The 21,497-nt window shown below is 65.6% G+C and carries 22 protein-coding genes, 1 tRNA gene, 1 other RNA gene and 1 riboswitch; of the genes, 16 read left to right on the top strand and 8 right to left on the bottom strand.

Annotation, left to right across the window (positions count from 1 at the left end; translation table 11 throughout):
• Positions 1–8 precede the first annotated feature (8 nt).
• The 7 genes from AruPA_RS13735 (at position 9) to AruPA_RS13705 (ending at position 4,220) form a co-directional block, all read left to right on the top strand.
• Positions 9–704 (top strand): response regulator, encoded by a 696-nt coding sequence (locus AruPA_RS13735; RefSeq protein ID WP_265637282.1) that lies wholly within the window; start codon positions 9–11, stop codon positions 702–704.
• Positions 701–871, top strand: a complete 171-nt coding sequence (locus tag AruPA_RS13730; RefSeq protein WP_265637281.1) for a hypothetical protein — start codon at positions 701–703, stop codon at positions 869–871. Before AruPA_RS13735 ends, AruPA_RS13730 begins: the two co-directional genes overlap by 4 nt.
• Positions 868–2,193, top strand: coding sequence for an ATP-binding protein (locus AruPA_RS13725; RefSeq protein WP_265637280.1), 1,326 nt, complete (start codon positions 868–870; stop codon positions 2,191–2,193). The genes AruPA_RS13730 and AruPA_RS13725 overlap by 4 nt, the downstream gene beginning before the upstream one ends.
• Complete coding sequence (locus AruPA_RS13720) at positions 2,190–2,705, top strand: GNAT family N-acetyltransferase (protein WP_265637279.1); 516 nt, start codon at positions 2,190–2,192, stop codon at positions 2,703–2,705. Before AruPA_RS13725 ends, AruPA_RS13720 begins: the two co-directional genes overlap by 4 nt.
• Entirely contained in the window at positions 2,702–3,316 is a 615-nt protein-coding gene (locus AruPA_RS13715) for a class I SAM-dependent methyltransferase (protein ID WP_265637278.1), read from the top strand. Before AruPA_RS13720 ends, AruPA_RS13715 begins: the two co-directional genes overlap by 4 nt.
• Before the next feature lie 166 nt (positions 3,317–3,482).
• Complete coding sequence (locus AruPA_RS13710) at positions 3,483–3,806, top strand: hypothetical protein (protein ID WP_265637277.1); 324 nt, start codon at positions 3,483–3,485, stop codon at positions 3,804–3,806.
• Positions 3,807–3,893: 87 nt separating this feature from the next.
• Entirely contained in the window at positions 3,894–4,220 is a 327-nt protein-coding gene (locus AruPA_RS13705; RefSeq protein ID WP_265637276.1) for a hypothetical protein, read from the top strand.
• Positions 4,221–4,313: 93 nt separating this feature from the next.
• Here the strand turns inward: AruPA_RS13705 and gcvP are convergent, their stop codons facing one another.
• The 5 genes from gcvP to AruPA_RS13680 all read right to left on the bottom strand — a co-directional run bounded on the left by gcvP (position 4,314) and on the right by AruPA_RS13680 (position 10,826).
• Positions 4,314–7,184, bottom strand: coding sequence for an aminomethyl-transferring glycine dehydrogenase (gene gcvP / locus AruPA_RS13700; protein ID WP_265637275.1), 2,871 nt, complete (start codon positions 7,182–7,184; stop codon positions 4,314–4,316).
• 13 nt (positions 7,185–7,197) lie between these two features.
• Positions 7,198–7,572, bottom strand: a complete 375-nt coding sequence (gene gcvH / locus AruPA_RS13695; protein ID WP_265637344.1) for a glycine cleavage system protein GcvH — start codon at positions 7,570–7,572, stop codon at positions 7,198–7,200.
• An 11-nt stretch (positions 7,573–7,583) separates the two neighbouring features.
• On the bottom strand, positions 7,584–8,684 hold the full coding sequence (gene gcvT / locus AruPA_RS13690; RefSeq protein ID WP_265637274.1) for a glycine cleavage system aminomethyltransferase GcvT: 1,101 nt from the start codon (positions 8,682–8,684) through the stop codon (positions 7,584–7,586).
• A gap of 150 nt (positions 8,685–8,834) precedes the next feature.
• Positions 8,835–8,947, bottom strand: a riboswitch (glycine riboswitch).
• A 209-nt stretch (positions 8,948–9,156) separates the two neighbouring features.
• Entirely contained in the window at positions 9,157–9,339 is a 183-nt protein-coding gene (locus AruPA_RS13685) for a hypothetical protein (RefSeq protein ID WP_265637273.1), read from the bottom strand.
• A 62-nt stretch (positions 9,340–9,401) separates the two neighbouring features.
• Entirely contained in the window at positions 9,402–10,826 is a 1,425-nt protein-coding gene (locus AruPA_RS13680) for an NAD(P)H-hydrate dehydratase (protein WP_265637272.1), read from the bottom strand.
• 44 nt (positions 10,827–10,870) lie between these two features.
• Here AruPA_RS13680 and AruPA_RS13675 point away from each other — a divergent pair, with 44 nt between their 5' ends.
• Complete coding sequence (locus tag AruPA_RS13675) at positions 10,871–11,509, top strand: ParA family protein (RefSeq protein WP_265637271.1); 639 nt, start codon at positions 10,871–10,873, stop codon at positions 11,507–11,509.
• Positions 11,506–11,922: a hypothetical protein gene (locus AruPA_RS13670; RefSeq protein WP_265637270.1), complete on the top strand. Its 417-nt coding sequence runs from the start codon at positions 11,506–11,508 to the stop codon at positions 11,920–11,922. The genes AruPA_RS13675 and AruPA_RS13670 overlap by 4 nt, the downstream gene beginning before the upstream one ends.
• A 294-nt stretch (positions 11,923–12,216) precedes the next feature.
• Here the strand turns inward: AruPA_RS13670 and ssrA are convergent.
• Positions 12,217–12,547, bottom strand: a transfer-messenger RNA (tmRNA) gene (ssrA, locus tag AruPA_RS13665).
• 5 nt (positions 12,548–12,552) lie between these two features.
• Between ssrA and thyX the strand changes: the two genes are divergently transcribed.
• The 4 genes from thyX to AruPA_RS13645 all read left to right on the top strand — a co-directional run bounded on the left by thyX (position 12,553) and on the right by AruPA_RS13645 (position 16,640).
• A complete protein-coding gene (gene thyX, locus AruPA_RS13660) occupies positions 12,553–13,473 on the top strand; it encodes an FAD-dependent thymidylate synthase (protein WP_265637269.1) in 921 nt (306 codons plus the stop codon).
• 167 nt (positions 13,474–13,640) lie between these two features.
• A complete protein-coding gene (gene hemA / locus AruPA_RS13655) occupies positions 13,641–14,867 on the top strand; it encodes a 5-aminolevulinate synthase (RefSeq protein WP_265637268.1) in 1,227 nt (408 codons plus the stop codon).
• A 47-nt stretch (positions 14,868–14,914) separates the two neighbouring features.
• Positions 14,915–14,989, top strand: a tRNA-Thr gene (locus AruPA_RS13650).
• 406 nt (positions 14,990–15,395) lie between these two features.
• Positions 15,396–16,640, top strand: a complete 1,245-nt coding sequence (locus tag AruPA_RS13645; RefSeq protein ID WP_265637267.1) for a DUF932 domain-containing protein — start codon at positions 15,396–15,398, stop codon at positions 16,638–16,640.
• A 79-nt stretch (positions 16,641–16,719) separates the two neighbouring features.
• Here AruPA_RS13645 and AruPA_RS13640 read toward each other — a convergent pair whose 3' ends face one another.
• Both AruPA_RS13640 and AruPA_RS13635 read right to left on the bottom strand, forming a co-directional pair.
• A complete protein-coding gene (locus AruPA_RS13640; RefSeq protein WP_265637266.1) occupies positions 16,720–17,133 on the bottom strand; it encodes a type II toxin-antitoxin system VapC family toxin in 414 nt (137 codons plus the stop codon).
• Positions 17,130–17,528: an AbrB/MazE/SpoVT family DNA-binding domain-containing protein gene (locus AruPA_RS13635; protein WP_265637265.1), complete on the bottom strand. Its 399-nt coding sequence runs from the start codon at positions 17,526–17,528 to the stop codon at positions 17,130–17,132. Before AruPA_RS13635 ends, AruPA_RS13640 begins: the two co-directional genes overlap by 4 nt.
• Before the next feature lie 133 nt (positions 17,529–17,661).
• On the opposite strand from AruPA_RS13635, the gene AruPA_RS13630 reads away from it, so the two are divergent.
• From AruPA_RS13630 to AruPA_RS13620, 3 genes are all read left to right on the top strand, one after another.
• Positions 17,662–18,051: a hypothetical protein gene (locus AruPA_RS13630; protein WP_265637264.1), complete on the top strand. Its 390-nt coding sequence runs from the start codon at positions 17,662–17,664 to the stop codon at positions 18,049–18,051.
• A 107-nt stretch (positions 18,052–18,158) separates the two neighbouring features.
• Positions 18,159–20,348, top strand: coding sequence for a ParB/RepB/Spo0J family partition protein (locus AruPA_RS13625; RefSeq protein ID WP_265637343.1), 2,190 nt, complete (start codon positions 18,159–18,161; stop codon positions 20,346–20,348).
• A gap of 70 nt (positions 20,349–20,418) precedes the next feature.
• Positions 20,419–21,486: a toprim domain-containing protein gene (locus AruPA_RS13620; RefSeq protein WP_265637263.1), complete on the top strand. Its 1,068-nt coding sequence runs from the start codon at positions 20,419–20,421 to the stop codon at positions 21,484–21,486.
• The last annotated feature ends 11 nt before the right edge of the window (positions 21,487–21,497 follow it).

Here is a 21,497-nt window from a genome sequence, read left to right as displayed (position 1 = left end):
ACGCGGCGGTGAACGGCACGGCGGCGCATATCCTGCTGGTCGATGACGATGCGCGGCTGCGGGGGTTGATGTCGCGCTATCTGATCGAGCACGGGTTTCGGGTGACGACGGCGGAGAGTGCGGCGGCGGCACGGGAGACGTTGCGGATTGTCGACCCGGACATGCTGGTGCTGGATGTGATGATGCCGGAGGAATCCGGCTTGGCGCTGACGGAATCGCTGCGGGCGGAGCGGGCGCCGACCTTGCCTATTCTGTTGTTGACGGCGCGGGGGGCGCCGGAGGACCGGATTGCCGGGTTCGAGGCGGGGGCAGATGATTATCTGGGCAAGCCGTTCGATCCACGGGAGTTGCTGCTGCGAATCCGCGCGATGCTGCGGCGGACGACCACGCCGGTGGCATCGTCCGGCCCGGTGCAGTTGGGGCGGGCGCGTTTCGATCCGGATCGGGGGGAGTTGATCACCGAGCGCGGGCCGATCCGGCTGACCGGGGGTGAGGCGAGCCTGCTGGGTGTGCTCGCGTCGCGGGCGAACGAGGTGTTGTCCCGCGAGGGGTTGGCGCAGATTTTGGGCATGGATGAGGCGGGGGAACGCGCGATCGATGTGCAGGTGACGCGGTTGCGGCGCAAGATCGAGGCGGACCCGCGCGAGCCGCGGTATTTGCAGACGGTGCGGGGGCGGGGTTATATTTTAAAGCCGGGGCCATGACGGGGCGGGGTGAGGGAAGGTCTTCTTTTTTTGTAAAAAAAGAAGCAAAAAAACTTTTATTCGCTGGAGCTTCGGCTGCGAAAACGCCCGTGCACCAAATTACAGAAAGTTTTTTGCTTCTTTTTTACAAAAAAGAAGTGCTTTCTTTGCTGAGTTTTATTGCATGAGACTGGTCCCGCGCGGTCTGGAACCCGACCGCGCGCTGCGCAAGATTCTGCCGCGCAGCCTGTTCGGCCGGACCTTGCTGATCGTGGTGCTGCCGCTGATCCTGCTGGAGGGGGTGGCGCTGCAGATTTTTTATGGCAGTCATCTCGATACGCTGTCGCGCCGGCTGGCGGGGAGTGTGGCGGGGGAGATTGCGTTCGTGCTGGATCAGGCGGATGCGTTTCCCGATGCGCGGTCGCAGATTTTTGCCAATGCGGCGTACCGGTTCGAGTTCGCGTTTCATTTTCATCCCGGGCGGAAACTGACGCCGCGGGGCCTGCCGCATGCGTTCGGGCCGGTGGATGCCGATCTGGCATCGGCGCTGGCGGTCGGGCTGGGGCGGCCGTTCGTGCTGGTGTGGCATGGACCGCCGGGGATGGTGCGGGTGGATATCCAGGTGTCGGACGGGGTGCTGACGATCGATGTGCCGCGCAAGCGGTTATATATTGGCGAGCTCTATATTTTCTTCGCCTGGCTGGGCGGTGTCACGTTGATCCTGCTGAGCCTGGCGATCCTGTTTCTGCGCAACCAGGTGCGGGGGATCCGCCGGCTGGCGCTGGCGGCCGAGGCGTTCGGCATGGGGCGCGATACCGGGCCGATCCGGCCGGAAGGGGCGACCGAGGTGCGGCGCGCTGGGGCGGCATTCAACCGGATGCAGGACCGGGTGCGCCGGTTTCTGGCGCAGCGCACCGCCATGCTGGCTGGGGTTTCGCATGATCTGCGCACGCCGCTGACGCGGTTGCGGCTGGCGATTGCGATGCTGCCGGGCGATACATCGGATATCGATGGCATGACCAGCGACATCGATGAGATGGAGCGGTTGATCGGGCTGTATCTGGCGTTCGCGCGGGGCGAGGGGACGGAGCAGCCGCAGCTGACCGATCTTGCCGTGCTGATCGAGGAGATCACGGCGCGGGCGGCGCGCGGCGGGGCGGTGATTGCGCTGCATGTCGCGCCGCTGCCGGGCATCACGCTGCGGCCTGAGGCGATGCGGCGGGCGCTGGCCAATCTGCTCGACAATGCGGCGCGGCATGCGCGGCGGATCGAGTTCACGGCGGCGCCGGAGGGCGAGCGCAGTGTGCGCGTGCTGATCGATGACGATGGACCGGGCGTTCCGGCCGAGCGGCGCGAGCAGGTGTTCCGCCCGTTCGAGAGCGGCAGCGCGGCGGGCACCGGGTTGGGGTTGGCGATTGCGCGGGATATCATCGCGGCACATGGGGGGGATATCAGGCTCGATGACAGCCCGCTCGGCGGGCTGCGGGTGGTGGTGGTGCTGCCGGTATGATCTTGCGTCCGATGGTCGAGAGCGATGCGGCGGCGGTGATCGAGGCCAATCTGGCGAACCGGGCCTATCACGCGCCCTGGGTGCAGCCGCCGGTCGATCGGGCGTCGTTCGATCGGTGGTTCGCCAGCGTGGCGGCGGGGCGGACCGTGTCGATGCTCGGCGCGATGCCGGATGGTGCGGTGATCGGCGTGCTGAACTTCAGCGAGATCGTGCGGGGTAATTTTCTGTCGTGCTACCTCGGGTATTACGGCATGGCGGCGTTCGCCGGGCGGGGGTTGATGAGCCTGTGCCTGCGGGCCGGGTTGATCCATATGCGCGAGGCGGTGGGGTTGCACCGGGTGGAGGCGAATATCCAGCCGGGCAATCTGCGCTCGCGGGCGCTGGTGGAGCGGCTGGGGTTTCGGCTCGAAGGGTATTCGCCGGCCTATCTCTACATCGATGGTGCGTGGCGTGATCATGAGCGGTGGGCGATCTTGCTCGAGCAGGTTTCGGCCGTGGTGCCCGCGCGATGAACTGGTATGAGCGGGTGGTGCTGCCGCGGGTGCTGAATTTTGCGATGCGCCAGGAGGTTTTGCTGCCGTTTCGCCGCCGGGTGATCTCTGATGCGCGGGGGACAGTGCTGGAACTCGGGATCGGGTCGGGGTTGAATCTGGCGCTGTATGGGCCGGCGGTGAGCGCGGTGACCGGGTGCGATCCCTCGGCCGCGCTGCTGCGCATGGCGCGGGAACGGGCAGCCTCGGCGATCGTGCCGGTTGAATTGATCGAGGCATCGGCCGAGGCTTTGCCGGTTGCTGATGTCAGTATCGATACTGTGGTGACCACCTGGACCCTGTGCACGATTCCCGATGCGGCGCGCGCGCTGCGTGAGGCGCGACGGGTGCTGAAACCGGACGGGGTGCTGCTGTTCGTCGAACACGGTCGCGCGCCCGAACTCGGCGTGGCGCGCTGGCAGGACCGGCTGGATCGGCCGTGGGGGCTGGTGGCCGGGGGCTGCCATATCAATCGGCGGATCGATGCGTTGATCGGCGATGCCGGATTCCGGATCGAGCATCTGGCGCATGATCGGATGCCCGGACCACGGACCCATAATTATCTTTATCTGGGCCGCGCGCGGGTCGGATAGTGCCATCTGCGGCCACGGCGGGTGGCGGTGATGCCGTTTGGGCATCGAATTGATACCTCGACTTTGTCGGTTACTGGATACATGTAAAGCCTGTCAGTTGATAGACCTGACACGGATCAATACTTGTTATTCGACGAAATATGACAGACAAACTCAGGAGGATACCATGACGAATACTTTGAAATCATTGATGGCCGCAGGCTTGCTGGCGGCTGTTATCGGTGTGCCGGGGCTTGGCTATGCCGGCGGTCCCGAGGGCGGGGCGGCGTTTCCTGACACGGTGGGGACGCATATCTATTCACCGGGGCCGATGGCGCCGGCGCAGCCGTTTCGGCTGGAGATGCAGATGTCCATGCCGGCGATGAAGGTGATCCATACCGATATGATGATGCATCCGAGCGTGGCGGGCACCACCAAGATCGCGTGCACCATGCAGCCGGTGCCGCACCATCGGGGCATGGTCGTGCTGACCTGCACGCCGGGCGCCTGAGGCGGAGCGGCGTTCGATACCATCAGAATTCAAATCATGGTCTGGCCCGGTTTTGTGGCCGTGTCTGACCTCATCAAGGACCTTATCATGAAACTCTCACGTTTCGCTCTTGCGCTCGGCCTGGTCATGGCCGGATCGTTTCTGGCACGTGCCGATGCTGCGCCAGCGCCCGCTTTGTCGCCCGCGCAGATGACGGCGATGCATGCCAAGCTCAGCCAGGCCCAGCAATTGATCAACGAGATCGATAAATCATACGGCACGCAATTCGCCATCGGCCCGAAAATGGAAATGATGGCGATGAGCCATATGGCGAAGGCCAATATGGAAATGGCGAAGGCCATGATGGAGATGCAGGAGATGTGGACCGGCACGCCGTCGGCTTCGGCCTATCCGTCATCGCTGGGCGGTCAGTAAGGCGTCTGACCGTTTGCGGCTGGCGCTGCTGCGCCAGCCGCATCTGGTGGGACGGATCGCGGCTTGGTCGATTTCGGGTAACCGTGCCGGGGATTATTCGGCGGCGGCGGCGTAGTCGGTCATGGGGGCGCAGGAACAGACCAGGTTGCGGTCGCCGTAGACGTTATCGACGCGTTTGACCGGTGGCCAGTATTTGGTGGCGGCGAGGTAGGGCAGCGGGAAGGCGGCCTGTTCGCGGGTGTAGCTGTGGCTCCAGGTGGTTGCGGTGAGCTCGGCGGCGGTGTGGGGCGCGTTTTTCAGCGGATTGTCGTCGCGCGGCAAGGTGCCGGCGGCGATGCTGGCGATTTCGGCGCTGATCGCGATCATCGCATCGCAGAACCGGTCGATTTCGGCTTTGGATTCGCTTTCGGTCGGTTCGATCATGAGCGTGCCGGGAACCGGCCAGGACATGGTGGGGGCGTGAAACCCGTAGTCCTGCAGGCGTTTGGCGATGTCTTCGACCTGAATGCCGCTGGTGGCCTGAAAGCCCCGGCAGTCGATGATGCATTCATGGGCGACGGTGCCGCCGGCGCCGGTGTAGAGGATGGGGTAGTGCGGCGCGAGGCGGTGGGCGATGTAATTGGCGTTGAGGATGGCGATGGCGGTGGCTTCGCGCAGACCCTCCGGCCCCATCATGCGGATATAGGCGTAGGGGATCGGCAGGATCGAGGCGCTGCCGAACGGGGCGGCGGCGATCGGGCCGTAGCCGGTGGCGGGGCCGGCGTCCGCGCGCATCGGGTGATTGGGCAGATGCGGCGCGAGATGGGCGGCGACGCCGATCGGGCCGACGCCGGGGCCGCCGCCGCCGTGGGGGATGCAGAAGGTTTTGTGCAGATTGAGGTGGCAGACATCCGCGCCGATCGCGGCGGGGCTGGTCAGGCCGACCTGGGCGTTCATGTTCGCGCCATCCATATAGACCTGGCCGCCGGCGGCGTGAACGCGCTCGCAGATGGTGCGGATGGTGGATTCGAACACGCCGTGGGTCGAGGGGTAGGTGATCATGAGCGCGGCGAGGCGTTCGGCGTGCTGGCTGATTTTCGCATCGAGATCGGCGAGGTCGATGTTGCCGGCCTTGTCGCAGCCGATCACCACCACACGGTAGCCGGCCATGGTGGCGGAGGCGGGGTTGGTGCCGTGGGCGGATGAGGGGATCAGGCAGATGTCGCGCGCGGCCTCCCCGCGGGCGGCGTGGTAGGCGCGGATGCTGAGCAGGCCGGCGTATTCGCCCTGGGCCCCGGAATTGGGTTGCAGGGAGACGGCGGCGAAGCCGGTGATGCGCGCGAGATCGGCGCTGAGTCTGGCGATCAGGGCACGGTAGCCTTTGGTCTGGTCGGCCGGGGCGAAGGGGTGGATGTCGGCGAAGGCGCGCCAGGTGATCGGGATCATTTCGGCGGTCGCGTTGAGTTTCATGGTGCAGGAGCCGAGCGGGATCATGCTGCGGTTCAGCGCGACGTCCTTGTCCTCGAGGTGTTTGAGGTAGCGCAGCATGGCATGTTCCGAGCGATGGGCGTGGAACACCGGCGCGGTCATGAAGGCGCTGCGGCGGGTGAGCGGGGCGAGCGGCGAGGCGAGGGCTTCGGCGCCGGTGGCGAACAGGGTGGTGAGGGATTTGAGCTCGGCGTGGGTGATGGCTTCATCGAGCGTGATGCCGATGGTGGTGGCATCGATCCGGCGCAGGTTGAAGCCGGCGGCGAGGGCGCGGGCCATCAGCGCCTCGGTCTGCGGGCCGGTTTCGATCGCGATCGTGTCGAAGAAGGTCGCATGGCGCAGGGTGAAGCCGGCGGCGGTCGCGGCGCCGGCGAGGATGCGGGTGGCGAGATGGATGCGGGTGGCGATGCGCGCGAGACCGTCCGGCCCGTGCCAGACGCCGTAGAAGCCGGCGATGACGGCGAGCAGCACCTGGGCGGTGCAGATGTTCGAGGTGGCTTTTTCGCGGCGGATGTGCTGCTCGCGGGTTTGCAGCGCGAGGCGCAGCGCGGGGGCGCCGGCGGCATCGATCGAGACGCCGACCAGGCGGCCGGCCATGTGGCGTTTCAGACTGTCGCGGGTGGCGAAATAGGCGGCGTGCGGGCCGCCGAAGCCCATCGGCACGCCGAAGCGCTGGGTCGAGCCGACCACGATATCGGCCCCCATTTCGCCGGGCGGTTTCAGCAGGGCGAGGGAGAGCGGGTCGGCCGCGACGACGGCGAGGGCGCCCGCGGTGTGCGCGGCGGTGATTTCGGCCGTGAGATCGCGCACGCCGCCGGTGGTGCCGGGGTATTGCAGCACCAGGGCGAACGGGGCGGCGCGTTCGATTGCCGCGGTATCGCCGGGGTCGATGTCGCTCAGGGTCCAGCCGAGCGGGGCGGCGCGGGTGGCGATGACGGCGCGGGTCTGCGGGTGCAGGTCGGTCGCGACGGCGATGGTGGTGGATTTGCCCTTATGGACGGCGTGGGCGAGGGCGACGCCCTCGGCGGCGGCGGTGGCTTCATCGAGCAGGGAGGCGTTGGCGATCGCCATGCCGGCGAGTTCGGCCGTCATGGTCTGGAAATTCAGCAGCGCTTCGAGCCGGCCCTGGGCGATTTCGGCCTGATACGGGGTGTAGGCGGTGTACCAGCCGGGATTTTCCAGCACGTTGCGCAGGACGACCAGCGGCGTGACCGTGCCGTGATAGCCGAGGCCGATCAGGCTGCGCTTGACCTGGTTCTGCGCGGCGAACTGGCGGAGATCGTCGAGGATTTCGCCTTCGGTCAGGGCGGGTGCGAGGTCGAGCGGGTTTTGCGTGAGGATGGCGCCGGGGACGGTGCGGGTGATCAGCGACTCGATCGAGGCATCGCCGAGGGCGCGCAGCATGGCCGCGCGCTCGGCGGTGCCGGGGCCGATGTGGCGATCGGCGAAGCGGTCGGCGGCGAGGATGGTATCGAAGGCGGCGAAATCATGGGGCATGGCGGGGCTCCGATCAGAGCGATTGGACGAAGGCCTGATAGGCATCGGCGGTGAGCAGCGCCTCGAATGCGGCGGGGTCGGCGAGGCGGAGTTTGAAGAACCAGGCGCCGGCTTCGGGCTCCTTGTTGACCAGACCGGGTTCGTCCGCGAGGGCGGCGTTGTGTTCGGTGACGGTGCCGGCGAGCGGGGCGTAGACGTCCGACGCGGCCTTGACGCTTTCGACCACGGCGCAGGCCTCGGCCTCGGCGACGGTGCGGCCGGGCTCGGGCAGTTCGACGAAGACGACGTCGCCGAGGGCGGATTGGGCGTGATCGGTGATGCCGATGGTGGCGATGTCGCCATCGAGGCTGACCCATTCATGGTCTTTGGTGAAGCGGATCTCGGTCATGATCGGGCCTTTCATCGGGCGTAGCGGTGGGGGACGAAGGGAAGCGGGGTGACGTGGAGCGCAATGGCGCGGCCGCGCAGCGTGGCGGTGAGGGCGGTGCCGTCGGTTGCCAGATCGGCGCGGACGTAGCCCAGCGCGATCGGGGCATCGAGGCTGGGGGCGAAGGTGCCGGAGGTGATCTGGCCGGCGGCGGCGCCGGCGGCATCGTGCAGCGTGGCTCCGGCGCGGACCGGGGCGCGGCCTTCGGCGCGCAGGCCGACCAGGCGTTCGGCGGCACCGTTGTCGTGCGCGGCACGGACAGCGGCGCCGCCGAGGAAATCCCAGGTCATTTTGCGGCGTTTGCCGATGGCGAAGCCGAGGTTGGCGGCGATCGGGGTACGGGATTCATCGATATCGTTGCCATAAAGCGGCAGGCCGGCTTCGAGCCGGAGCGAGTCGCGGGCGCCGAGACCGGCGGGTTTGACGCGGGGGTCGGCCAGCAGGGCGGTGGCGACATCCGCGGCATGGGCGGCGGGCATGCCGATCTCGAAACCATCCTCGCCGGTGTAGCCGGAGCGGGTGATGGTGAGGTCGGTGCCGAGGGCGGTGGTTTCGATCGCGTCCATGAAGCGCATGGCGGTGGTGGCGGGGATGAGTTCGGCCAGGACGGCGGCGGCCTGCGGGCCCTGCAGGGCGAGGAGGGCGCGGTCGAACGCCGGGGTGAGGGTGACGCCGGCGGGGAGATGGGTGGTGATATGTGCGACATCCGCATATTTGCGGCCGGCGTTGAGGACGAGGAGGAGATGGTGGCCGAGATTGGCGACCATCAGATCGTCGACGATGCCGCCTGCCTCGTTCATCAGCAGCGTGTAGCGCTGGCGGCCGGGTTTGAGGCCAGCGATATCGCCGGTGACGACGCGTTCGAGGGCGGCGGCGGCGGCGGGACCGGCGAGTGTGGCCTGGCCCATGTGCGAGACATCGAACAGCGCGGCGCTGCTGCGGCAGTGGAGATGCTCGGTGATGATGCCGTCGTATTGCACGGGCATCAGATAGCCGGCGAAATCGACCATGCGGGCACCGTGGGCGCGGTGCCAGGCATCGAGCGGCACGGTTTGGGGTTCGTGGTCAGCCAAAGGTCGAGTGTCTCCCGCGTGTGCAGCGGACGGGTGCAGAACCGTCCAGACTGACCCCCCTCTGTCGCGGAACCTGAGAGATTCGGATCGGGGTTGACCCGGTCCTTACGCCGTCGGTGCGGCGCAGGGCGCCGGCTTTCCAGAGATTCGTTTTTCCGCGCGGTCCCTGATGCCTGAGCGTTTCCGGGGGCCGGTTGCGCCTTCGGCGGTGATACCGGGCGGGTGTTGGTTACCCTGGCATCACACTCTCCCGCGTGGGAGTTCGAATGACATGGTGATGACGGAGATGACGGGTAAATGCAAGCGGGATGTCGGGGGGAGGAAAGGCTTCTTTTTTGTAAAAAAGAAGCAAAAAACTTTTTGACCCGGGGCTGTGGGCGGCTTTACCGGCATGGGATTCGGTGGGCGGACCTATTTGCTTCGTTTTTGGTCATAAAAAGAAGACGCTCGTTCGCCCTTCGATTAACGCGGATCAGACCGACATATTGAGCAGGGAGCCGCGGGGCATCGGGCCGGGGCCGACCGGCGCGGGGGCGGGTTGCGGCGCGCTGGATTGCGGCGTGGGGTTGACCGGTGCCATGCGCATCGGCGGGGTGCTGAGGCTCGACGACCCGATCGGGGCGGCGAAGGCCGAGAAGGATGCTGCTGCGATCATGAGCATGAGTATAATCACCATTTCCTAAGAATAAGTTAACAGATCGCATCACGCCATCGATCTTAAGTCGTATTCCTCGTGGCTTGCAGGGTTGCCAGCACCGCGGGCAGGGCTTCCGCGAGGTCTTCGGCGATCAGACCGGGTCCGTGGGTGTGCGCGGCCGCACCGTGCAGCCAGACGCCGGCGCAGGCGGCTTCGAATGCCGGCATGCCCTGGGTGAGCAGGCCGGCGATGATGCCGGACAGCGTGTCGCCCGAGCCGGCGGTGGCGAGGCTGGGGGGCGCGTTGTCGTTGATCGCGGCGCGGCCATCCGGGGCGGCGATGACGGTATCCTCGCCTTTCAGGACGACGACCGCGCCGGTGATGGTGGCGGCGGCACGGGCGCGGGAGAGTTTATCGCCGGCAAGGTCGGGGAAGACCCGGCTGAATTCGCCCTCGTGCGGGGTGATCACGCCGACACCGTGCAGGCGTTCCGGGTGATCGGCGCAGGCGGTCAGCGCATCGGCGTCGGCGAGGATGGTACGGTTGGCCGCGATCAGGGTGGCGAGCAGAGGGCCCGCCCGGTCGATGCCGAGGCCGGGGCCGCAGAGCCAGACCTGGCGGCGGGGATCGGTGAGCAGGGTCGCGAGGGGATCGGTGCGGATCATGATGCCGGGGGCGGCGCCGGTGAGCGGGGTATCGGTGGCGAGTGTGAGCAGGCCGACGCCGGCGCGGCGGGCGGCGTTGGCGGCGAGGATGGCGGCGCCGGACATTGCGCCCGCGAGGATGGTGAGGTGGCCGCGATCGAATTTATGGCCGGCGGCGGCGAGGACGGGGAGTTGCCAGAGTGCGGGCGTGTTGCGCCATACGCTGGGCGTGATGGTGGCAATCGCGCCCGGCGGCATGGCGATATCGGCGCAGAGAACGGTGCCGCACTGCGCCTTGCCGGGCAGCAGCAGATGGCCGGGTTTGCGGGCGACGAACGTGATGGTGAGGGCGGCGCGGGCGGCCTGGCCGCGCAAGGCGCCGGTGGCGCCATCGACGCCGCTGGGCATGTCGATTGCAACGAGGGTGCGGGCGGCGGCGAGCAGGGCCGCGCAATCGGGCGCGAGGTCGCGTGCAAGGCCGGCGCCGAAGATGGCATCGATGACCAGATCGGCGGCGGAAACGCGGGCGGTCGTGGCGTCGACGAGGGGAAAGCGCCATTGCGCTGCGGCGTCGGCCGCCGGCGAGCCCGGGCGGGGCGTGCCGACCGGCGCGACCATGACAGGCCAGCCGCGCGCGGCGAGGTGGCGGGCGGCGACGTAGCCATCGCCGCCGTTGTTGCCGGGGCCGGCCAGAACGAGAACGCGGCAGGGCCGGTAGCGGCGGTGGATGGCGTCTGCGACGGCGCGGCCGGCGTGTTCCATCAGGGCGGGCAGCGTCGCGCCGTGGGCGGGGGCGGCCTGGTCGATCCGGGCCGTTTCGGCGGGGGTGAACAGAGGTTCCATGGCGGTTATGTGGGACATTCGGGGGCGAATTTGCTAGGCATCATGGGAAAGCGGAGGCTCTGATGGTGAAAGTGATCGCGGTGGCGCAGCAAAAGGGCGGCGCGGGCAAGACCATGCTGGCGGCCCAGCTGGCGGTGGCCTTGGCGCCGGGGCGGCGGGTGGCGGTGCTCGATATCGATCCGCAGGCCTCGCTGACCGCCTGGGGCCGGCTGCGGGCGGCGAACCCGAAGGCGGCGGCGGCCGTGACGATCGAGACCGTTTCAGGCTGGCGGCTGGCGGCGGCGCTCGATGGGTTGAAGCGCGATCACGACATCGTGCTGATCGATACGCCGCCGGTGCTCGATTCCGATGCGCGGCGGGCTATCCGGGGGGCGGATCTGGTGCTGATCCCGATGAACCCGACGCCGCCCGATTTATGGGCGGCGGAGGGGACGCTGAAACTGGCGGCCGAGGAGCGGCGGCCGGTGGCGCTGGTGTTCAACCGGGCGGCCGCGGCATCGAAGCTGCGGCGGCGGCTGGAGGCGGAGATCGCGGCGCGGCAGCTGGTGCTGATCGAGGAGGCGCTGGGCAATCGGGCCGGGTATGCCAATGCGTTCGCCGAGGGGCTGGGCGTGGCGGAATCGGCGCCGGCGAGCGTTGCGGGGATCGAGATCGCCGCGCTGGCGGTGCGGGTTCTGGCGCTGTTGGGTGCGGCCGGGTGAGTTTTTATACAGTTTCGGCGGTGCTCGCGGTGCATTTGCTCGCGTTTGCCGGGTGGACCGGGTTTCTGGCCGGGTATCTGCTGATCGGCGCGGCGGCGTTGCGGCTGTTGCGGTGGTGCCTGGTGATCATGCCGGTGTCGCTGGTCTCGGGCTGGGGGTTGGCGTGGGTGCAATATGGCGGGCCGGCGGCGTGGCCCTGGGCGATCAATGCGATGCAGACAGCGGGGCTGGCCATGGCGATCGTGCTGCTGATCGCATGGTTCGGCGGCGTGCTGTTGGTGCGCGATGCCGAGTCGGCCGGTGATCCGCCGGCGATCGCGGGTGCGGCGCGGCGGTTGAGGCGGTTAGCCGCGGTCGATCTGCTGCTCGGGGTGCTGATTCTGGGGTTCGCGGTGCTCGGCCGGTTCGGGTAAACCGCGGATGTATCATAAATTAGTGCGGCCCTGTTCGTTTGTAATACATTTTTTCTTTCAATACCCCCGGTACGACACGAAAGGGTCTTGCTCAGTTGTCAAAAATCCGCCATTTATCGGGTGTGGCGCTTACGGGAATTCGGCAGGTCGAAACAGACCCGCAAAATTCCCTGCGGTGCCAGCCGCCAAGTTTAGGGAGCCTCTATATTGCATCAGAATGATGCCGGCCGGTCAACGACCGGCCTTTTTTTCGTGCGCGGTCGGGGGGGCGGATTGAGACGGCGCGATGGGGGAAGTGGGGGGCTTCTGTTGCCCGGTGCCCCCCGAACCGCGCTTATCGCTTATGCAGCGACAGCGAATGCCTCGAAATTATCGTTGGCACTTGTGATATAGCCCGATAACGGCGGTACAATGCCGAGCGAAAGATGGGTCTTTACCGTGCGTGTCGAGCCTGTTTCGCCCCCATGATCTGTGCCGGAAGCCCTATGCTGCCTCCGGTCAGAGTTTGGTGGAGGCGCCGGGTACTGCCCCCGGGTCCACAACACTTATTCCACGCACCGTTTATCGCCATAGCCGGTTGCCCGGCTCCCCTGATATAGGCGATATGAGCGCCCTGCGAAAGGGACCCCGATGAACATTACCGTATCCGACCAGGCCGAGATTGACGCGGCGCGCGACCACACCGCTCAGACCCGGCGCGCCACCGTGCCCGCGCTGGAGGCGCTGCTGTTCACGCCCGTGCCGGTGCTGGATCATGGCTTTGTCCGCGTGATCGATTACATGGGCGACGATGCGGCCGTGGTGCAGGCCGCGCGGGTCTCGTACGGGCGGGGTACCCGCAAGGTGAGCGAGGATGAGGGGTTGATCCGCTATCTGATGCGCCACCGGCATTCGACGCCGTTCGAGATGTGCGAGATCAAGTTTCATGTGAAGCTGCCGATTTTCGTGGCGCGGCAGTGGATTCGGCATCGGACCGCGAATGTGAACGAGTATTCCGCCCGGTATTCCGTGATGGACCGGGAGTTTTATATCCCGGCGCCGGAGCATCTGGCGGCGCAATCGGCCAGCAACCGCCAGGGGCGGGGCGATGTGCTGGAGGGCGATGAGGCGGCGGCGGTGCTGGCATTGCTGCGCGAGGATGCCGACCGCAATTATGCGCATTACGAGTTCATGTTGAACGAGGCCGAGGCGGACCCCGGCCGGCGGGGCCTGGCGCGCGAGCTGGCGCGGATGAACCTGACGCTGAACGCCTATACGCAGTGGTATTGGAAGACTGATCTGCATAATCTGTTTCATTTTCTGTCGCTGCGGGCGGACGCGCATGCGCAGTATGAAATCCGGGTCTATGCCGATGCGATGCTGGCGATGACGCGCGCCTGGGTACCGGCGAGTTGCCGCGCGTTCGAGGAGTACCGGCTGGGGGCGGTGAGTTTTTCAGCGACGATGCTGGCGATCCTGCGGCGGATGCTGGCCGGCGAGGCGGTCGATCAGGCGGGGTCTGGCCTGTCGAAGCGCGAGTGGAGCGAAATGATGAGCGTGTTGCACCCTTGAGCCGCGCATGGCTCCGATGTGATCGGCAAGGCGGTAAAAAAATGGAAGACTGGAATATATTTGCTTGACGACACCGGCTGGAATCCGCGCAGTATCGTCATGCCGTCTCGGGCTGAAGAGTATCACATCGATCCGCACCGGTATTTCGGGGCGGCCAGGAGCAGGGAATGAACCGCGACCATAAGTTTATCGCGCATTGCGACAAGGCGCTCGCTGAGATCCGCGCGGCGGGGCGTTACCGGCGATTTGTCGCGCTGGAGAAGCTGGCGGATCGGTTTCCGTACTATCGGGTGACGATGGAGGGCCGGACGCAGGATATTCTGGTCTGGTCGTCGAACGATTATCTGGCGATGGGCACCGACCCCGAGGTGATCGAGGCCTCGATCGAGGCGGCGCGGACCATGGGCGCCGGCGCGGGCGGGACGCGCAACATCGCCGGGTCGTCGCCGATCCATGTGGCGCTCGAGGCCGAGCTTGCCGCGTTGCACGGCAAGGACGCCGCCCTGCTGTTCACCTCGGGCTATGTGTCGAATCAGGCGACGCTGGGGGCCGTGCTGAACGCGCTGCCCGACTGGCATGTGTTTTCCGACGCGCAGAATCATAATTCGATGATCGTCGGCATCAAGGGCGGCAAAAGCTCGACCGTGCATGTATTCAAGCACAACGATCTGGCCGATCTGGAGCGTCTGCTGGCGGCCGCACCGGCCGACGCGCCGAAGATGATCGCGTTCGAGAGCGTCTATTCGATGGATGGCGACATCGCGCCGATCGGGGCGATCTGCGATCTGGCCGACAGATATAATGCGATCACCTACCTCGATGAGGTGCATGCGGTTGGCATGTATGGGCCGCATGGTGGCGGCGTATCCGAGCGGGATGGTGTCGCGCACCGGCTGACCATTATCGAGGGCACGCTGGCCAAGGCCTACGGCTGCCACGGCGGCTATGTGGCGGGAGATGCCAGCGTGATCGATTTCATCCGCTCGACCGCAGCGGGGTTCATTTTCACGACCGCACTGCCGCCACCGACCGTGGCGGCGGCGCTGGCCTCGATCCGCCGGTTGAAAATCGACCAGCCCCGCCGTGACACGCTGTTTGCGCGGGCGGCGCTGCTGAAGGCGAAGTTCGATGCTGCGGGGCTGCCGCGCCTGCATTCGGAGAGCCATATCGTGCCGCTGATGATCGGCAATGCCGCACGGGCGACCGAGGTTTCGATGCGGCTGATCCGCGAGTTCGGCATGTATGCCACGCCGATCAACTACCCGACCGTTGCGGCGGGCACCGAGCGCCTGCGCTTCACGCCCGGGCCGAAACATACCGAGGCGATGATGGATGATCTGGTGGCGGCATTGAAACAGATCCTGTCCGGCGAGGGCGCGGTTGCGGCGGCCTGACGACGCGGCTTGCGACGGCGTCCCGGCATCGCTATAGCGGGCGCGTGGCCGACATAGCTCAGCGGTAGAGCAACTGATTCGTAATCAGTAGGTCCGCGGTTCAATCCCGCGTGTCGGCACCATATTTTCAATAGGTTAGCTTCTAAACCCCGTATTAATCAGAAATTATGACGGGTTTTATGCTGGGGAGTTTTTTGAATTAGGCGGTTTCAATGAGTGGGGTTGATCCGAGAAGAGGACGTTCCGCGAGGGATGAGCGATGCAAATACGCTGCCGGTAACCGGCCTCGCAATTAGGTTTGCTTCTGCCAGGCAACAACTTGAGGATGAGAGGTAAGTGCCTGTGCTGAGAGGCGGTTTTGGTCAACGCCACGAGCGACAGTATCGAGTAGAGTTCTGGCGCAACGACAGCAAGTCGCGAAGACCATAGCCATTACCGGTTTTTGAGAGGAAAAGTCCCGAGGGTTTTCTACGACGGGCCTGTAAGCTGAGAGAGAGGCTCTTGGCTGGCCCGTCGCGGAGAATTTCCATGGTCCAGAGCATTGGTTTCCAGAGCCGCGCTAGCGTCCCCGGGCAGATTACCGATAAGGCTAACCCCGCGGACGTGACGGGTGCCTTCAAAGTCGATATCTATCGGGGCGAGCGCATCGGCCGAGTATCCTCCGAATGGTTTTCCCGGCCGGACGATGAGCGGTACCTTTCGCTCGGTTCGCTATATGAGTCCGTTCGCGCGCGGGCAGATCGTGCTACCGCGCGGACCGTCGAGACCCGACACCTGCGCATCGAGGCGAGCCGGGAGAATCCGGAGCGAATGTGCCTGATCGTGCCCGGTCGCGATGAGCCGGTGGCGCCCACCCATTGGTCGTTCGGCCAGATGTGCAGCTTGGTCGGCGCACCCGCCGGGTATCTGCGCCAGTTGCCGGCGCCACTGGCCGGCATCAACATGCAGCACGGTTTGCTGTCGCACCGGGGCGAGTTGGTGAAGACACTGGAGGCCGATGACGGCCGCATCGAGCTGCGCGCGCTGACCGGCCCGGATTACGGCCGCATCTGGGATCACGAACTGGTTGGGGCCGTTATGCGGATCGCTGGCGACGGGATCGGTGACACCCGTTGGAAGGTGCCGGGCCTGCTCGATTGGTCGAGCATGACCCACAATCCCTATGTCGAGGTCACCAAGGACACGACCACCCTGTATGCCAGCGACCGCGACGTGTTCCTGTTTCTGGTGGACGACACCAACCCAATCGAGGCTGGGAGATTGCCGAACGGCGAGCCCGACCTCTACTTTCGTGGCTTCTATTGTTGGAACAGCGAGGTCGGCTCGAAGACGCTCGGCATCGCGTCGTTCTATCTCCGGGCAGTCTGCATGAACCGCAATATCTGGGGCGCCGAAGGCTTTGAGGAGATCAGCATCCGGCACAGTAAATTTGCCGCGCACCGCTTCGCTCATCAGGCCGCGCCTGCGCTGGAGCGCTTCGCCACCTCGTCACCGGCTCCCTTCGTCGCCGGGATCAGGGCGGCACGCGAGGTGATCGTCGCCCGCAAAGACGAGGATCGAGACGCCTTTCTTCGCAAATTCGGTTTTAACAAGACCGAAACGGCGAAGGTCATCGCCACGGTTCTTGACGAGGAAGGGCGCCCTCCCGAGAGCGTGTTTGACTTCGTGCAGGGCATCACTGCGCTCGCCCGCGCCAAGCCGCATCAGGACACCAGGCTGGAGCTCGAGAGCAAGGCCAGGATCTTGCTGCAGCGTGCTGCCCAACTGACGTGAAACTGGAAGCCGCATCCGTCAACAACGGCGAGTTGTCGGGCGATGCGTAATCGATAGCCGCACGCGGGCGGCGCAAGCATCAGGCCGGGAGGATTTCAACCTTCCGGCGTGCCGCCGCCGCCAGCAATGCGGCATCGCAGGATGCCAGCGGCGCGTCTTTGCGGACCGCCAATTCAAGATAGGCGGCGTCGTAAAGTGTCAGATTTTCCTCGCGCGACAGGGTTCGCGTTGCACCCCACGCACGGTCGTCGGTTTCCTGGTCGCTCTTGATCGTGAGGCGTCCAAGCCGCGTCAGGGACCGGTCGGCAAAGGCTTCATCGCAACGGCCGCGTCGGACCGCATTGCGCAACACGTTGGCAACCTCAAGTCGCCACAGCGAGGGCACGATCGCGCCTTCGACGACCACACGGCGCATCACGGCGTGAGCGGCAGGCGTCCGCTCATCGTCGAACAGCCACGCAACAGTCATGGATGCGTCGAGCACGAGGCTCATCCCCGCCGTCCATCGTCGAGCAAGTCTCGGATGGAAACGGTGCCAAGGGAATAGCGGCGGCTCTCGGCGATGATTTCCTCGGCCGCCACCTCCGCGTCCTGGCGCGCTTGAGCGTGGGCCGCCCGCCGCCGGACGACAATATCGCCGTCCTGTGTTTCAATCTCGACCTTTTCGCCGTCTGTCAGACCGGCCGTGCGCGCGACGTCCACGGGGACGCGAATGGCAAGGTTCTTTCCCCATTTTCCAACGACTGTGTGCGACATTGTCGATTCTCCTGATAGGGATAGTCTTTCATATCCCTGGTCGGGATGCAACGACTTGATCGGCTTGATCTCGGCCATAATGCGATAGGACGGGAAGACGGGAAGACGGACTGGGAAGGTGAGTGCGATCAAACCTCAGTCAGTCGGGATCGCCCGGCCGGCTCTCTTACCCGCCGCCCGGAGAGCCAGAGGGCCGCCGGCGTTCCGTGACGGATCGATGGATTTGGGAGGGTGGCTCCCGGCGGGTCGGTCATGGAGACAGATTATGCAAGCCGGATCAAACAAATCTGACGATCATCGCTACGACGATCTGATCGCCCGGGCACTGAGGACCACGGGTGGTCATCTCTCGATCGGTCGGGGCGGGTTTATCCTCTGGTACGACGATGGCGCCAGGCTCTCGGGCTCTGATGCCGACACGATCAAGGCCGCGTGCATCGGAGCGGGGCTGTTGGTGATCGATAGCCGCGGTCTCGATTTTGCCGCCGTGGTGCGGCTGGCGTTGCAGGGACCGATGATCGCTGTCGGCATGCCGCCCGATCCGGTGCCGTATGGTCCATTCAGCTACGCGCCTTTGGTCGTTGTGGCCGCCGCCTATCGTGCCGCCGGTGCCGAAGTGTTCAATTGTCCGGATGGACCGGCGGAGGATCGGTGATCGCCGGGTTTGAGGCCGGCATCGAGAGTGAGAGGGCTGCGCGGGATTTCGTGATGGGTTGCAGGCCGAGAGAGAGGCTTTCGGCCGCCCGTCGCGGAGTTACCGACATGGCTAAAACCGTTCAGAAGATCACCCTCAGCGCCTCGCGCGACATCCCCTTCAACCAGCTGGTGCTCAGCCAGGCCAATGTCCGGCGGATCAAGGCCGGTGTTTCGATCGAGGAGCTGGCTTTGGATATCGCCCGGCGCAGCCTGCTGCAAAGCCTGACAGTACGGGCTGTGCTCGACGCCGATGGCGCCGAGACCGGAATGTTTGAAATCCCTGCCGGCGGGCGCCGCTTCCGGGCGCTGGAACTGCTGGTCAAGCAGAAACGGCTCGGCCGCACCGCACCGATCCCTTGCGTGGTGCGCACCGAGGGCATCGCCGAGGAGGACAGTCTCGCCGAGAACGTGCAGCGCGCGCCGCTGCATCCGCTCGACCAGTTCCGCGCGTTTCTCACCCTGCGGGAGAAAGGGTTCACTGAGGAGGAAATCGCTGCGGCGTTCTTCGTCGCAGTTTCCGTGGTGAAGCAGCGGCTTCGGCTTGCCGCCGTCTCGCCCAAGCTGCTCGATGTCTATGCCGAGGATGGCATGACGCTCGACCAGTTGATGGCCTTCACCGTCAGCCCCGACCACGAGCGCCAGGAGCAGGTCTGGGAGGCGACCCTGCGATCCTACAACAAGGAGCCGTATCAGATCCGCCGGCTGCTCACCGAGGGTGCCGTGCGCAGTTCCGACAAGCGGGCGCAGTATGCCGGGGCCGCCTACGTCGCCGCGGGGGGTGCGGTCATGCGCGATCTGTTCCAGCCGGACGATGGCGGCTGGCTGCAGGATGCTGGCTTGCTGCAGCGCGTGGTCTGCGAGGCGCTGGAACACGACGCGGCAGTGATCCGTGCCGAAGGCTGGAAGTGGGTCGAGGCGGCAATCGACTTCTCGTATGGCCACACCTATGGGCTGCGGCTGATCGCCGGCGAGCAGCCGCCTTTGACCGAGGTGGAGAGCGCAGCCGTCGAAGCGTTACGGGCCGAAGCCGAGCAACTCGAGGAAATCCATGCGCACGAAGATGAACTGCCCGACGCGATCGAGCAGCGCCTGGGCGAAATCGAGGCTGCGCTGACCGCGATCGAGAGCCGACCGGTGATCTACGACACCGCCGATATCGCGCGGGCTGGTGCCTTTGTCAGCATCGACGGGTCTGGGCGACTGCGCGTCGAACGCGGCTATGTCCGGGCCGAGGACGAACCGCCGGTCGCCGAGCCGGAGCTGTCCGATCCCGATGGTGATAGCGGATCATCTGGCGACTCCCAGCGTGAGGCCGATGACGATGATGTGGCAGGCCCTCAACATGGACCGTCTTCCGATGCGGCGCATACGGCGCCAATGGGCGACGATCCGACAGCACAACCCGAAGCGCCGGAGGAAGACGAAGGGATCCGTCCCATCCCGGACAGACTGCTGACCGAGCTCACCGCCTATCGCACGCTTGCGTTACGCGAAACGATCGGCGCCGATCCGGAAATCGCGTTCCTCGCCGTGCTGCACGTCCTCTGTCTCAAGCTGTTCTACCGCTACAGCTCGGATTCGTGCCTGGAGATCGAGCCCAAGAGCGTGATGTTCGGCAATCAGGCGCCAGGACTTGTTGACACGCCTCTGGCGGCGCGGGTCGACGCGCGGCATCGCGGCTGGGCCGAGCAACTGCCCGAAGACGCCGGCACGCTGTGGGACGCGCTGCTGGACTTTGATACCGATAGCCGAGAGGCGCTGTTCGCCCATTGCGTGTCGCTGACCGTCAATGCGGTTCATGAGGCGTGGAACCGGCGGCCTAAAGCGATCGCGCACGCCGATCGTCTGGCGGACGCAGTGTCGCTCGACATGGTCGCGACGGGAGGGTGGCAACCCACCGCCGATAACTTCCTTGGCCGGGTGACCAAAGCGCGCATCCTGGAAGCTGTGCGGGAGGCGAAAGGCGATGCCATTGCGCAGTCGATCGATCACCTGAAGAAGGGTGAGATGGCGGTTCGGGCGGAACAGCTTCTGGCCGTCACGGGCTGGCTGCCGGAGCCGCTGCGCACGTCAGGCTGGCAGATGCCCGCCATGATCGCGGCGCAAAATTCCGAACCCACCGAAGTGGCTGCCGCCACCACGATGGCAGTAGAAGATTCGGTGGTTCGGGACGGTGAGATTGCCATCGATCCGGTGGAGAGCGAATCCGATGCCGCGATGACCTCGGCGGACGATCACGCGATCGCTGCCGAATAAGCTCACGACCGACAGCCACAAAGGGACCCGTCGATCGTGACGGGTTCCTTTCCTTTTGAATGGCAATGCCATGTCGATGTCAGCATCCGAACTGGCGCGCCGTCTTGCGCGCAACGCCGAGGCGGTGTGCCGCCACTATCTCTCCAATGGCCATCGTGAAGGCCGCTACTGGTTCGTCGGCGATGTCGCCAACACACCGGGCCGCAGCTTGTTCGTCCGCATGACCGGACCTGAAAGCGGCAAAGGTGCTGCGGGCAAATGGACCGACGGAGCCACATCGCAGCATGGTGATCTGCTTGATCTGATCGGCCTGAATCGTGGCCTCAACCGGTTCGGTGACGTGCTCGCCGAGGCGCGATCGTTTCTGAGCCTTCCGCGTGACAGCGCGGAACCGACCTTTCGGCACAGACGATCTCCGGCAATGCAAGGATCAGCCGAAGCGGCACGGCGTTTGTTTGGCATGGCCCAGCCGATTGCCGGTACTATCGCAGAGACATATCTGCGCCGGCGCGGTATCACCACGTTCCACGATACCGGCGCCCTCCGCTTTCATCCCCGATGCTACTACCGGCCGCACGACGAGGCACCGACCGAGATTTGGCCGGCGATGATCGCGGCCGTCACCGACCTCGACGGCACGATCACCGGCGCGCACCGAACGTGGCTCGACCCCACCGGATGCGCCAAGGCGCCTATCGTGACACCACGGCGCGCGATGGGCTATCTTCTCGGTCATGGCGTCAGGTTCGGTGTGACGAACGACGTGCTGGCAGCCGGTGAAGGCGTCGAGACAATGCTGTCGCTCAGATCAGTTCTGCCCATACTGCCGATGGTGGCGTGCCTGTCGGCCAATCATCTCGCCGCCCTGGTTCTGCCATCCAGCGCTCGTCGTCTCTATATCGTGCGCGACAATGACAAGGCCGGCCGTCATGCGACGAGTCGCCTGCGCGAGCGGATCACATTAGCCGGGATCGACGTTCGGATACTCTGGCCGGTGATCAACGACTTCAACGCTGATCTGCGCCGGTTCGGTGCGGAGGCCATGCGGGCGCGATTGCGGGTCCAACTCGCCCCCGAGGATGCCGCGCGCTTTGCATCTAATGAACCCGGAAACGGGGCTTCAGCGTTACCGGGCTGATCAATCGGCGT

The sequence above is a fragment of the Acidiphilium sp. PA genome, from assembly GCF_026191915.1.
Lineage (GTDB): Bacteria > Pseudomonadota > Alphaproteobacteria > Acetobacterales > Acetobacteraceae > Acidiphilium.
Note: the sequence above shows the minus strand (reverse complement) of the source record. Positions and strands in the feature narration are given on the sequence as shown.